The following is a 13,845-nucleotide window of genomic DNA, read 5'->3' on the forward strand; positions in this document are numbered from 1 at the left end:
GGCCTGAGTGCCGGGTTTTTTGTTTATAGCCTTATCGCGTGCCGAAGATCGCCGAGCCCACACGAACACTGGTCGCGCCGAATTCGATGGCCGTTTCGAAATCACCGGACATGCCCATGGAGAGTTTTTCCAGGCCACATTGCTTGGCAAGCTTCGCCAGCAACGCAAAATGCGGACCGGGATTTTCATCTGCCGGCGGAATGCACATCAGCCCCTCGACAGCCAATTTCAACTCATCCCGGCAAAATGCCACGAAAGCGATGGTCTCACGCGGATCGATGCCCGCCTTTTGCGGCTCGAGCCCGGTATTGACCTGCACATAAAAACGAAGGCTGCGGCCCTGTTTGCCGCATTCCTCGGCAAGCGCGCGGGCGATCTTTTCGCGGTCGACGCTTTCGACGACATCAAACAATGCCACGGCGTCCGCAGCCTTGTTGGACTGCAACGGGCCGATCAGATGCAGTTCTATGCCATCAGTCTTCTCTTTCAGCGCCGGCCACTTGCCCTGCGCTTCCTGCACGCGGTTCTCCCCGAATACGCGCTGGCCGGCATCGATGACGGGCTGGATCGCTTCCGCTTCGAAGGTCTTCGATACCGCGACGAGGGCAACATCTGCCGCCTTGCGGCCGGATTTTTCCGCCACATCCGCAATGCGCTGCCTGACATCCTGAAGTCGTGCTTCGATTTCCATCACAAGACCTTTTTTAACCGTTCGAACCGCTAACTAGACGCCGATCGCCTTGATGCCAAGCGGCTTTAGCACCATTTGAGGCACGCTGGCCAAGATTGAACGTCCGAACGCCCCGCCAAACTTGACGCCCCGGTCGTTTCATGGTGAAGGTCAGCGCACATTTTTCCCCTCGATACCCGGAATTTTAGACAATGGCCATCGAACGTTACAATCCTCGCGACGCCGAGCCGCGCTGGCAGCAAAAATGGAACGAAGACAAGGTCTTCGTGACAGACAACAGCGATCCGCGTGAGAAATATTACGTTCTGGAGATGTTTCCCTATCCGTCGGGTCGCATCCACATGGGCCATGTCCGCAACTATGCCATGGGCGACGTCGTCGCCCGCTACAAGCGCGCCCGCGGTTTCAACGTCCTGCACCCGATGGGTTGGGACGCCTTCGGCATGCCGGCCGAAAATGCGGCCATGCAGAACAAGGTTCATCCCAAGGACTGGACCTACCAGAACATCGCCACCATGCGCGGTCAGCTGAAATCCATGGGCCTGTCCCTGGACTGGACACGCGAATTCGCGACCTGCGACGTGGAATATTATCATCGCCAGCAGGCGCTGTTCGTCGACTTCATGGAAAAGGGTCTGGTCTACCGCAAGCAGTCGAAGGTCAATTGGGACCCGGTCGACCATACCGTTCTGGCCAACGAGCAAGTCATCGACGGCCGCGGCTGGCGCTCCGGTGCGCTGGTCGAACAGCGCGAGCTGACGCAATGGTTCTTCCGCATCACCGATTTCAGCCAGGACCTGCTGGACGAGTTGGACACGCTGGATCAGTGGCCGGAAAAAGTGCGCCTGATGCAGAAGAACTGGATCGGCCGTTCCGAAGGCCTGTCACTGCGCTGGCAGACCGTTGCTGACACGGCGCCGGAAGGCTTTTCTGACATCACCGTCTATACCACACGCCCCGACACGCTGTTCGGCGCCTCCTTCCTGGCCATTGCCGCCGACCACCCGCTGGCGAAAGAACTGTCGGAAAAAAATCCTGCGATCGCCGAATTCTGCGATGAATGCCGCCGCCATGGCACCTCTCTGGCCGCGCTGGAAACGGCTGAAAAGAAAGGCATCGATACCGGCGTCAAGGTCGTCCATCCGCTGGATCCGACCTGGGAACTGCCGGTCTACGTCGCCAATTTCGTGTTGATGGATTACGGTACGGGCGCGATCTTCGGTTGCCCCTCCGGCGACCAGCGCGACCTGGACTTCGCCCGCAAATACGGCCTGCCGGTCGTGGCGGTCGTCGCCCCTGAGGGCCCGGATGCGGAAAGCTTCACGGTCGATGACACCGCCTACACCGACGACGGCGTGATGATCAATTCCGGCTTCCTGAATGGCATGAAAACGACGGATGCCTTCGAGGCAGTCGTGCAGAAGCTGTCGGCGCAGACGCTGGGCAACGCGCCTCAGGCCGAGCGCAAGGTCAATTTCCGTCTGCGCGACTGGGGCATTTCCCGTCAGCGTTACTGGGGCTGCCCGATCCCGGTCATTCATTGCGAAGTCTGCGGCGTCGTGCCGGTCCCGAAAAAGGACCTGCCCGTCAAGCTGCCCGACGATGTGACCTTCGACGTGCCCGGCAACCCGCTGGACCGGCATCCGACCTGGCGTCACGTCGCCTGCCCGCAATGCGGCCATGACGCGCGTCGTGAAACCGACACGATGGACACCTTCGTCGATTCCAGCTGGTATTACACGCGCTTCACGGCACCCTGGGAAGATGCACCGACCGATCCGAAGGTCGCCAATCATTGGCTGCCTGTGGATCAGTATATCGGCGGCATCGAGCACGCGATCCTGCACCTGCTCTATTCGCGCTTCTTCACCCGTGCGATGCGCGAAACAGGTCATGTCGATGTCAAGGAACCCTTCAAGGGCCTGTTCACCCAGGGCATGGTGGTTCATGAGACCTACAGCCGTGGTGAAGGCACTGCACGCGAATGGGTGCCACCTGCAGATCTGCGGATTGAGGAAACCGACGGCACACGCCGCGCCTTCCTGCTGTCATCCGGCGAAGAGGTGAAGATCGGCTCGATCGAGAAGATGTCGAAGTCGAAAAAGAACGTGGTCGATCCCGATGATATCATCGCATCGTACGGCGCCGATACCGCACGCTTTTTCGTCCTGTCGGACTCGCCGCCGGATCGTGATGTGATTTGGTCCGAATCGGGCGTCGAGGGCGCGAACCGCTTCGTACAACGCGTCTGGCGCATCATCGGTGAAGCTGCCGAGGAACTGAAATCCGTCAGGCCGAAGCCTGCAACCGAGGGTGAAGGGCTGGCGGCCTCCAAGGCGGCCCACAAGACGCTGAAGGCTGTTCAGGAAGATCTGGACAAGCTCGCCTTCAACAAGGCCATTGCCCGCATCTATGAACTGGTCAACGCGCTCGCCGGTCCGCTTGCGGATGTCGCTGCGGGCGGCAAGTCCGACGACGTCAAGGCAGCAGCGCGTGATGCCGTCGAAATCCTGATCCGCATCATCGCCCCCATGACGCCACACCTGGCGGAAGAATGCTGGTCGGCGCTGGGCAATGAAGACCTGGTGGCTGAAACGCCGTGGCCAACCTTCGTGCCGTCGCTGGTCGAAGAAAACGACGTGGTCATGCCCGTGCAGGTCAATGGCAAGAAGCGCGGTGAATTGACAATCGCGCGCGATGCGGATCAAGATGCGGTCCGCGCGGCTGCCCTTGCTCTGGATGCCGTCAAATCTCTTCTTGCCGGCGGCGAGCCCAAGAAAGTCATCGTGGTTCCGCAGAGGATTGTTAACATTGTTGTCTGACGTTTTTTCGAGATGGAGCCGCGTCGCGGCAGCAATTTCCGTCGTGATGATGGCTGGTCTTCTGGCGGGCTGCCAGGTGCGCCCGCTCTATGGCGAGGCTTCCGGGACCAAGGAAAGGCTGGCGGCCGTCAGCGTCTCCGATATCGGCGGCAGAGTTGGACAGGAAGTTCGCAACCAGCTAATCTTCCTTCTGGCTGGCGGCGCTGGGCAGCCGACGACGGCGCAATATAACGTCAAGGTTTCGGTCAGCTCGAGCGCTTCCTCGACAGAGGTGCAGAATTACGACCTAACCACACGGACGAACAACAATTACGACGGGCCGTATCCAGGCCGTGTCATCATGAGCGGCCAATACGTGCTGACGCGCATTTCCGACGGTCAGATCCTGCGCTCCGCACGCCGCAGCGTGACGGCGCAGGTGGATCTACCACAGCAGGAATTCGCCAAGATCCGGGCGACCCGCGACGCCGAAAACCGTGCGGCGCGCGAACTTGCCGAAATCATCCGCACCGACATCGCCGCCACCCTCGGCCGCTGAGAGCGGCGGCCGTGGCGGAGATAAAGTCCCATGAATTTGAGCGCTTCGCCGAGAATCCGGCGGAGCGCTTTCGCGTTTTCGTACTCTACGGGCCGGATCGCGGTCTCGTATCAGAACGCGCAACCCTCATCGCCAAAAAGACGGGGATAGATCCCGACGACGCTTTTGCGTCGCTGAAATTGACTGCGTCCGATCTCCAGGGCGACCCGGGGCGTTTGCTGGACGAGGTGAACGCCATTGGTCTTTTCGGCGGCGAGAAACTTGTCTGGGTCAAGGGCGCGTCAGCTGAAAAGGCGCTGGTGGATGCCCTCCAGATTCTGGCGGAAACGCCGCCGGAAGCGAGCTTTCTCATCATCGAAGCAGGCGACATCAAGAAGGGCACGGGGCTGCGCAAGATCGCGGAACCGGCTCGATCCATCGCAGCCATTCCCTGTTACGCGGACGATGCGCGCGCACTGAACGCGTTGATAGACCAGGAACTTTCGGGCGACAATTTGCGTATCGCGCCTGCCGCGCGGCAACGGCTTATCGAATCGCTGGGGGGCGACCGTATCGCTTCACGAAACGAAATCCGCAAGCTGGCACTTTATTGCCGCGGCGCAGAGGTAATCGAGGAAGACGATGTTCTGGCCATCATCGGTGATGCCAGTACGGTTTCAGCCGATGACGCCGTTGACGCCATCCTGAAGGGTGACAGAAACGCGTTTTTCCATGCCACTCAGAAGATCATTTCTTCCAAGACGCCGATCTTCCTCGTGCTTCAGGGGTGCCTCAAGCAATTCCAGCTGCTCGATCAGATGCGCGCGGAGATGGATGAGAAAAAGCAGCAGGCCGGTCAGGTCATGCAGACCCTCGGACGTCATATCCATTTTCGCCGGAAACCGATCATCGAAAGAGCGCTGCGCACATGGCAGCCAGCGGCGATCGCCCGCGAGATGAACCGACTGCAGGCGGCCATCCTGCAAAGCCGCCAGCGCCAAAGTCTGGAGGAAAGCGTGGCCCTACTGACACTATTATCCACCACGCTGCAATCCGGCCGCGGCGGATAAACAAAAGCCCTCGTGCAGACGAGGGCTTTTCAAATGTTGGTGCGAGACCGTCGCAAATCTGCGGTCAGTCGCCCTTGCCGGGCTCAGCAGAGAAATAAAGCTCCAGCTTGCCTTCGACACCATCCATTTCCTTGGCTTCCGGCATCGGGTCGCGCTTGATGGTGATGTTCGGCCAGATCGCGGCATACTCCGCATTGAGCTTCAGCCACTTGTCGAGACCCGGCTCCGTATCGGGTTTGATGGCCTCGGCAGGACATTCCGGTTCGCACACACCACAGTCGATGCATTCGTCGGGATTGATGGCGAGGAAATTTTCGCCCTCGTAAAAGCAGTCGACAGGGCAGACCTCAACGCAATCGGTATATTTGCAGCGGATGCAATTGTCGGTCACGACATATGTCATGATGAACTCCAGAATATGCAGGCCGGGTCTTTGGGCTTCGGAACACAAGCCGTCGCCCGGAATTCAGACAGGGCAATTTCGCAAGTGACGTAATGCCTTTGCTTGCAGATAGCAAGGATAAACAATTCTGAAAAACGGTGCTGACTTGGAGGTTTATTCTAATCTGTACTGCCGTCGCTGTCGGACAGAAACCTGTCGAGCGCTCTGCGCTCCTTTTTCGTCGGGCGTCCGCTGCCCGGCTGGCGCATTGCCTGCTCAAGGAGTGTCAGCCTGTCGGAAGGCTTCTTCGGCGGCGTCTGATCGTCATAGAGAAGTCTGGCTTCTTCATAGGGGCCGCGCCGCGTCCCGCCCGACTTCACCACCACGACCCTGTCCATCCGCTCGAAGCTTATTTCCAGCCTGTCGCCGGGCTTCACCGCATGACTGGGCTGGCGGACGACGACGCCATTGATCTTTACCTGTCCCGACTGAACGTAGCTCTGGGCGAGCGAACGGGATTTAGCCATGCGGGCAAAGAACAGCCACTTGTCCAGACGCTGACGCGTGCTTTCCAGTGGCTGTTCGCTGTTTCCCATGGGCTTACTTCTTCAGCTGCTCCTTGAGGGCAGCGAGCTTTGCGAAAGGCGAATCCGGGTCCAGCGGCTTTTCCTTGCGCGGTGGCTTGGCCTCGAAACGCTGCTGGCCCTGCGGCTTTCCGCCACGGTCGCTGCGCTCCGGCCTGTCCTTGCGCTCGCCACGATCATGACGATCATTATTGCGGTTGTTGCCGCGATCGGGACGGCCGCCGTCACGCTTGCGCTCGCCCTCGCCGCCACGATTGGCTGCGTCGCGATTTGCCCCGTCGCGATTGTCACGGCGGCCTTCGCCGCGTCGCTCGCCTTGCTCGCGCGCTGTCTGCTCACGACCCTGGCCACGATTGCCGGGACGACGGTTTTCACCACGCTGGTTTTCATTGCGGCCACCCGGACGCCACAGAAGCACGGGCTTCGGCTCGGCGGCCTCACCGCTTTCCGCCGGAGCCGCTTCATTTGCAGCAGCCTCTTCACCGGCGGCTTCCGCGACCGGCGCCTCGGTAACGTCGCCTTCCACAACAGCAACCGCTTCGGAGGCCTGCTCTTCGGAAGCCGGCTCGTCCTGCTCGGTCTCAGCGCTATCCTCTTCGCCCGCCGTCGTTTCCGGGGCTGCCGGCGCGTTGGCGCCCGCCTGGCTGGCGAGGAAGGCCTGCGCCTCTTCCGCCGTCACCTGATCGGCACGGTAACCGAGGCCCTTGAGGATTTCTTCCATGTCATCGAGCGTTGCGCCGAGAATGGAAAGCATCGCGGTCGTCGTCGTGAAACGACGGCCATCATAAGCGCCTTCGGGGCGCGGCTGCTGGCCGGGCTTCCACTGCAGCAGCGGACGGATGAGATCGGCCAAGCGTTCGAGAATGTCGATACGCACCGCGCGCTTTCCGAGGAAACGGAAACCGGCAAGCTTGTAGAACATGCGCTCGAAGCTGGCATCCGTAACGACCGAGGTGCGGCCTGCAGCCAGCACGGGAATAAGGTCGCCATAACCCGGTTTGCCAAGACCATCATTCTTCAAGGCCCAGAGCAGCGTCACAAGTTCTGCCGGAGCGGGCTTCAGGAGCGCAGGCAAAAAGACATGATAGGCGCCGAAACGCACGCCGTAACGCCGCATGGAAGCACGCGCGTCCTGATCCAGCGACTTCACGTCTTCCGCGACGTCACGACGGAACAGCACGCCGAGATTTTCAACCAGCTGGAAAGCGAGACCCTTTGCGAGACCCTGAAGGTCTTCCGCGCGGGAGATATCATCCAGCGGCTTCAGCACGGTTGCGATCTGGTGGTTGACGAAACGCTCGATCCGCGCGAGCGCGTGATCACGGGCATTACCGCTCAACTGCTCGTCGGCCAGCAGGATCACCCGCGGCTTCATGATATTGTCGCCGGCCGAAAGACGGGCAACCGGCTCGCCCAGCCAGCGAACCAGACCATCGGAGCTCAAAGCGAGATCGCCATTTCCACTAGCGTGCAGACGCGCGGCACGCGCCTCGTATTCGAGCGCGAGCGCCTTCTGCGCCGCAGCCTGCACGGCCTTCTGATCCGGCCCTTCCATTCCCGGCACCGGCGTGAACCGGAACCCGGCCAATTGGCCGACGTGATGACCTTCTACGAAGACATCACCATTTACACTGATTTCAGCTTCAAGCATCGCATTCTCTCTCAGGCGCCTCATGAGCACAGATGTCCTGCGATCAACAAAGCGTTTCGTCAACCTTTCATGTAGCGCATCGGACAATCGATCCTCGATTTCCCGAGTCTTTTCTTGCCAGTGTGTCGGATCGGCAAGCCATCCTGGGCGGTTCGATACATAAGTCCATGTTCTGATCTGCGCAATCCTCGCAGACAAGGTATCGATCTCTCCATCCGTGCGGTCGGCGCGACGCACCTGTTCGGCCATGAAATCCTCGTTCACCGTACCGCGCTTGACGAGGTCGAAATAGAGCGTGGAGATCAGATCCGCATGCTGCGCCGGCGCGATACGGCGATAGTCCGGAAGCGCGCAGGCCTCCCAGAGCTTTTCCACCCGTGCATCGGTCGTCGTCACGTCGATAATTTCGGGATAACGGGACAGATACTCCAGCGCCTGCTGGTCGATGGCCGGCAGGGCGCGCGAAAGCCCCTGGATCGCCGGCGCAGCGTCAAGGCTCGCACGCAGATTGGCGATAGAGGAAAAATCGAAGTTTTTCGTCCGCCACTGCAACACCTTCACCGCATCGAACTGATGCGTCTCGATCCGCTCCACCAGTTCGTCATCGAACGGGTCGACACGGCCTGTCACCCCGAAGGTGCCGTCACGAAGATGGCGGCCGGCGCGGCCGGCGATCTGGCCGATTTCGCCCGGATTGAGATTGCGGAATTGATAACCGTCGAATTTTCGGTCCTGCGCGAAAGCGACGTGATCGACATCAAGGTTAAGGCCCATGCCGATAGCGTCCGTCGCGACCAGATATTCGACATCGCCGGACTGATAGAGACCCACCTGCGCATTGCGCGTGCGGGGCGAAAGCGCGCCTAGCACAACGGCCGCGCCGCCCCGCTGGCGGCGCACCAGTTCGGCAATGGCATAGACCTCATCGGCGGAAAAAGCGACAATCGCCGTGCGCTGCGGCAGGCGGGTTATCTTCTTCTGGCCGGCATAAAAAAGCTGCGACAGACGCGGTCGCTCCACCACGGTAATTCCCGGCAGCAGCTTTTCGAGGATCGGGCGCATCGTGCCCGCCCCCAGCAGCAGCGTTTCCTCCCGACCGCGCAGATGCAGAACCCGGTCGGTAAAGATATGCCCGCGTTCGAGATCGCCTGCCAGCTGCACCTCATCGATTGCAACGAAGGCGGCCGTCGTTTCGCGCGGCATGGCTTCCACTGTGCAAACGGAATACTTGGCTTTTGGGGGTGAGATTTTTTCTTCGCCGGTTATCAGCGCCACATTGGGCGCCCCCACCTTTTCGACCAGACGGGTATAGACCTCGCGCGCCAAAAGGCGCAGCGGCAGGCCGATGACACCGCTGCCATGCGCCACCATACGCTCAATCGCGTAATGGGTCTTGCCGGTGTTGGTGGGGCCGAGAACGGCCGTGACACCGCGGCCGCTCAGGATCATGGGGCGAAAATTCAACGTACTATCCGCGAATCGACTTCATCTGCTTGGCGTGCCACCCACATCAACGGTGTGGGCCGCACGCACCACACATGGCAACGCCTGTCGACAAAGGCAATAGGCCTCACCCGCAAAGTGCTACAAGGCAACCAGTCAACGAAATTTTCCATTTCGATTCAGATAGTTGAACAAGAAAAAAGAATCCGGCGAAAATGAAATCGATTCGGCTGCGGAACAGTCTGCGAACGAATCGAATACGAATCGCTGACTCCCCGTGATTCAGCTTTTGTTCTCCGCAATATCTGGTTGGCGAAGTCACGGCCTCTACCAGATTATGAATCCGGATAAGTCCTTGGCCGGATTCGGCATTACGGTAAAACCGCCAGTCGGAAAATCCGGGAATCGGCTGTCAAGCGCCAATCCCGGAAAAGCCGTTCCGAAGCCAGCACCACAAGCCGAGATCAGAGTGCCTCACCGGTGAGCAAACGCGGCGCATTTGCATCCGTGGTACCGGCGGCCTGGCCAATGAAATAGGATTTGAGACCCGGCAAACGATCCACCACGCCGAGACCGAAATCGCGCATGATGCGAATGGGACCGACATCATTGGAGAACAGCCGGTTCAGCACATCCGTGGTCACCCCCATCCGCAAGGTGTCGAACCGGCGCCAGGACTGATACCGCTCCAGAACATTGAGGGAGCCGATGTCGAGGCCGAGACGGTCAGCTTCAACCACGGTTTCGGCCAGAGCCGCCACATCCTTGAAACCCAGATTGAGGCCTTGACCCGAGATCGGGTGAATACCGTGGGCCGCATCACCGGCGAGCGCGAAACGCGACGCGACGAAGGACCGTGCCAAAGTGAGACCCAGCGGAAAGGCGCGCCGGGGACCGACAGGGCGGATCGTGCCGAGCTTGTGGCCGAACCGGCGCTCAAGCTCCTCCTCGAACACCAGGTCGTCGGCGGCCACAAGCCTGTCGGCATCGGCGGTGCGTTCGGTCCAGACAAGCGAAGACCGGTTTCCCTTCAACGGCAGAATGGCGAAGGGTCCGGATGGCAGGAAATGCTCCTCGGCGCAGCCTTCGTGCGGTCGCTCATGCTCAACGGTCGTCACGATGCCCGACTGATCGTAAGCCCAGTGCACCGTCTTGATGCCAGCCATATCCCGAAGAGCCGAGCGAACACCATCACAGGCAATCAGCAATCGCGCTTCGAGCGTCGATCCGTCGGAAAGGTGAATAGCCGTCGACTGCGGTCCTGCTGTAAAATCGGAAACACTGAGGCCGTGGCGGATTTCTATGCCCAGGCGTGCGCAAAGGCCCCGCAACGCGCCTACCAGAGCGACGTTTGGAACCATATGGGCAAAGGGCCGGCCCTCTTCCACCGCGCCGTCAAACGTCAGGAACACGGGACGTACCGGATCGGCGGTTTTCGAATCGGTAACGATCATCTTGTGGATCGGCTGGGCTTCCGGCTCGATCTCGTTCCAGATGCCGAAAACATCGAGCATGCGGGTAGCCGCTGCGATAATGGCGGACGCGCGAACATCCTTTGCCCAGACATCCTCAGGAGCGGCTTCAATTACCTGCACATTCAGATGCGGGGCCGCCTGCTTGATTGCCACAGCAACGGAAAGACCGACATATCCGCCGCCTGCCACCACAACGTCCAGCATCGCGCTTCTCCTCAAATCTTGTGCATGCATCATCGGCGCACTATAGACCATGTGACGTCTTCCTACAGCCGGAGCAGGCCGAAAAAATGTCGCATCCCTTGCAATCGTCAGACCCGATGGCAAATCTCATCGCCACGCTCGATCTTGAGAAGCTGGAAGAGAACCTTTACCGGGGCGAAAGCCCGCAGATCGGCTGGCAACGGGTTTTTGGTGGTCAGGTCATTGCACAGGCCCTGATCGCCGCGCAAAGAACCGTGGATGACGATCGCTTCGTGCATTCGTTGCACGCCTATTTCATGCGTCCCGGCGACCCGCTGGTGCCCATCGTCTACCAGGTCGAGCGTATTCGCGATGGCGCCAGTTTCTGCACCCGTCGCGTGGTCGCCATCCAGCACGGCAAAGCCATTTTTTCCATGTCGGCGTCGTTCCAGATATTCGAGGACGGTTTTACCCATCAGATCAGGATGCCTGATGTGACGCCGCCTGAAAAACTGATGAGCGAGGAACAGATGCAGGCGGCTTTCCTCGCAAAGGCGCCCGCTTCGATCCGCAACTACTGGAGCAACAAGCGGCCGATCGAGATCCGGCCAGTCTCGCTGACCCACTACATCTCAAAAGAAAAGCTGGAGCCGCAGCAGGATATCTGGGTCCGTGCCGTTGGAAGCGTACCAGACGATCCGCGCCTGCAATCCGCCATTCTCGCCTATCTCTCCGACATGACGCTGCTGGACACCTCGCTCTATGCCCATGGCACGACGATCTTCGATCCTGCGATCCAGGTGGCAAGCCTGGACCACGCCATGTGGTTTCATCGTCCCTGCCGGCTGGATGACTGGCTGCTCTATACACAGGACAGCCCCAGCGCCTCGGGCGCGCGTGGTTTGACCCGTGGCAATATTTTCACCAGGCAGGGTGAACTGGTCGCCTCCGTGGCGCAGGAAGGTTTGATCCGCAAAAGGGCAAATGATTAAATAAAGTGCGTTTTCTAAAAATCGCACATTTTATAGACGCAAAATTCGCCGACAAATGCCCCTTTTTCAGACGTCCGTCATATAAACATTACATTTCAATAAGTTAGTTACACACTCAAAACTGGCACGCCCTTTGAATGTATGTCCGCAGTCGCTGTTACTGATCTGCCAGCGGCAGGAGAGTCGGCTCCGTGCCGAGGACAAACAAAGGATGGGAAACCAGATGAAAATTGTGATGGCCATTATCAAGCCGTTCAAGCTGGATGAAGTGCGCGAAGCACTCACCGGCGTCGGCATCCAGGGCCTGACCGTGACCGAAGTAAAGGGTTACGGGCGCCAGAAGGGACATACCGAGATTTATCGCGGCACGGAATATGCGGTGAGCTTCCTTCCCAAGCTAAAGATCGAGATCGCTGTTCCATCCGACGTCGTGGACAAGGCCGTCGAAGCGATCGCATCTGCGGCAAAGACCGGGCAGATCGGCGACGGCAAGATCTTCGTTTACTCAATTGAACAGGCCGTGCGCATCCGTACCGGCGAAACCAACACAGAAGCGCTTTGAAGCACGGCTGACAGGGGAGTTTTCTAGCTATGCAACTCAACAAGTTTTTGACGCTCGGCAAGCTGGGCGCAACAGCGACGGCCCTGATGGCCCCGGCCATCGCCTTTGCCCAGGATGCAGCGCCGGCCGCAGCCGCAGCGCCTGTTCCGGAAAAAGCCGACACAGCCTTCATGTATGTCGCCACAATCCTCGTGCTCTTCATGATCCTTCCGGGTCTGGCGCTGTTTTACGGCGGTCTCGTCCGCACGAAGAACATGCTCTCCGTTCTCATGCAGTGCACGGTCATCACCGCCGTCATGATGCTCATCTGGGTCATCTACGGTTACTCTTTCGCCTTCGGCGGGGGCACCGGCCCTTATTTCGGCGGCTTCGGCAAGCTGTTCCTGTCGGGCGTTTCGCTTGACAGCACCTCGGCAACCTTCTCGCAAGGCGTCGTGATCTACGAATATACCTTCATCGCCTTCCAGATGACCTTTGCGGCCATCACCCCGGCGCTGATCATCGGTGCCTTCGCGGAACGCGTGAAGTTCTCCGCCGTCATCCTCTTCACCATCCTTTGGGCCACCTTCGTGTATTTCCCGGTCGCCCATATGGTCTGGGACGCAAACGGCCTGATCTTCGGCATGGGCGCTCTTGACTTCGCCGGCGGCACGGTCGTCCACATCAATGCCGGTATTGCAGGCCTGATCGGCGCGATCATGGTCGGCAAGCGCACCGGCTTCGGCAAGGACATGATGGCTCCTCACTCCATGACGCTGACACTCGTCGGTGCAGCTATGCTGTGGTTCGGCTGGTTCGGTTTCAACGCCGGCTCCAACCTCGAAGCATCGGGTGGTGCGGTTCTCGCAACCATGAACACCTTCCTCGCAACCGCAGCCGCCATTGTTTCCTGGTCGCTGGTTGAAAGCTTCACCCGCGGCAAGGCATCCATGCTGGGCGCCGCTTCGGGCATGATCGCCGGCCTCGTTGCCGTCACACCTGCTGCAGGCTCGGTTGGCCCGATGGGTGCCATCGTTCTCGGCCTCATCGTCTCGCCGATCTGCTACTTCTTCGTCTCCGTGGTGAAGAACAAGTTCGGTTACGACGATACCGCTGACGTCTTCGGCGTTCACGGCATTGGCGGCATCATCGGCGCACTCGGCACCGGCATCTTCACCTCGCCGCTACTCGGCGGCACCGGCAAGCCCGAATTCTCCATCGCCTCGCAGCTCTGGACGCAGTTCGTGGCCGTCGCCATCACCATCGTCTGGTGCGCCATCGTCTCGGCAATCCTTTACAAGATCGTCGATGTGATCGTCGGGCTCCGCGTCCCGGTCGAAGCCGAGCGCGAAGGTCTGGACCTCGCCACCCACGGCGAAGCCGCTTACCACTCCTGATACCGGGAAAATGGGGTTCTCCATCCCCATTCCCAAAAGAAAGGCCCGTTTCGACGGGCCTTTTTCTTTGCCGCCAACCCGCCGTAACGCAGCCGTC

At 59.7% G+C, this 13,845-nt stretch carries 11 protein-coding genes; 6 read left to right on the forward strand and 5 right to left on the reverse strand.

The features are described from left to right. Positions 1 to 31: 31 nt before the first annotated feature. On the reverse strand, positions 32 to 691 hold the full coding sequence (locus QE453_RS22040; protein WP_309778019.1) for a YggS family pyridoxal phosphate-dependent enzyme: 660 nt from the start codon (positions 689 to 691) through the stop codon (positions 32 to 34). A 191-nt stretch (positions 692 to 882) separates the two neighbouring features. Between QE453_RS22040 and leuS the strand changes: the two genes are divergently transcribed. The 3 genes from leuS to holA are packed head-to-tail and all read left to right on the forward strand — an operon-like array spanning position 883 to position 5,100. After that, positions 883 to 3,513: a leucine--tRNA ligase gene (gene leuS, locus QE453_RS22045; RefSeq protein WP_309778020.1), complete on the forward strand. Its 2,631-nt coding sequence runs from the start codon at positions 883 to 885 to the stop codon at positions 3,511 to 3,513. Next, complete coding sequence (gene lptE, locus QE453_RS22050) at positions 3,506 to 4,051, forward strand: LPS assembly lipoprotein LptE (protein ID WP_006698300.1); 546 nt, start codon at positions 3,506 to 3,508, stop codon at positions 4,049 to 4,051. Before leuS ends, lptE begins: the two co-directional genes overlap by 8 nt. 11 nt (positions 4,052 to 4,062) lie before the next feature. Next, positions 4,063 to 5,100: a DNA polymerase III subunit delta gene (gene holA / locus QE453_RS22055; RefSeq protein WP_220331596.1), complete on the forward strand. Its 1,038-nt coding sequence runs from the start codon at positions 4,063 to 4,065 to the stop codon at positions 5,098 to 5,100. A 64-nt stretch (positions 5,101 to 5,164) separates the two neighbouring features. On the opposite strand, the gene fdxA is transcribed toward holA, so the two are convergent. From fdxA to QE453_RS22075, 4 genes are all read right to left on the reverse strand, one after another. After that, positions 5,165 to 5,503, reverse strand: a complete 339-nt coding sequence (gene fdxA, locus QE453_RS22060; RefSeq protein ID WP_004444038.1) for a ferredoxin FdxA — start codon at positions 5,501 to 5,503, stop codon at positions 5,165 to 5,167. A gap of 158 nt (positions 5,504 to 5,661) precedes the next feature. Next, on the reverse strand, positions 5,662 to 6,078 hold the full coding sequence (locus QE453_RS22065; RefSeq protein WP_309778023.1) for an RNA-binding S4 domain-containing protein: 417 nt from the start codon (positions 6,076 to 6,078) through the stop codon (positions 5,662 to 5,664). 4 nt (positions 6,079 to 6,082) lie between these two features. Further along, the gene (locus tag QE453_RS22070; protein ID WP_309778190.1) at positions 6,083 to 9,166 is read right to left on the reverse strand and encodes a helicase-related protein; all 3,084 of its coding nucleotides are present in this window, start codon (positions 9,164 to 9,166) and stop codon (positions 6,083 to 6,085) included. Between the two features lie 458 nt (positions 9,167 to 9,624). Continuing rightward, positions 9,625 to 10,962, reverse strand: coding sequence for a ubiquinone biosynthesis hydroxylase (locus tag QE453_RS22075; RefSeq protein WP_373968923.1), 1,338 nt, complete (start codon positions 10,960 to 10,962; stop codon positions 9,625 to 9,627). Between QE453_RS22075 and tesB the strand changes: the two genes are divergently transcribed. The 3 genes from tesB to QE453_RS22090 all read left to right on the forward strand — a co-directional run bounded on the left by tesB (position 10,926) and on the right by QE453_RS22090 (position 13,748). Beyond that, a complete protein-coding gene (gene tesB, locus QE453_RS22080) occupies positions 10,926 to 11,810 on the forward strand; it encodes an acyl-CoA thioesterase II (RefSeq protein ID WP_022556997.1) in 885 nt (294 codons plus the stop codon). The two genes, QE453_RS22075 and tesB, sit on opposite strands and share 37 nt — an antisense overlap. A gap of 211 nt (positions 11,811 to 12,021) precedes the next feature. After that, positions 12,022 to 12,372 (forward strand): P-II family nitrogen regulator, encoded by a 351-nt coding sequence (locus QE453_RS22085; protein WP_004444057.1) that lies wholly within the window; start codon positions 12,022 to 12,024, stop codon positions 12,370 to 12,372. Between the two features lie 29 nt (positions 12,373 to 12,401). After that, positions 12,402 to 13,748 carry an ammonium transporter gene (locus tag QE453_RS22090; protein WP_004444059.1) on the forward strand — a complete coding sequence of 449 codons (1,347 nt, stop codon included), beginning with the start codon at positions 12,402 to 12,404 and terminating at the stop codon, positions 13,746 to 13,748. The last annotated feature ends 97 nt before the right edge of the window (positions 13,749 to 13,845 follow it).

Source organism: Agrobacterium sp. SORGH_AS_0440 (assembly GCF_031453135.1).
GTDB lineage: Bacteria > Pseudomonadota > Alphaproteobacteria > Rhizobiales > Rhizobiaceae > Agrobacterium > Agrobacterium pusense.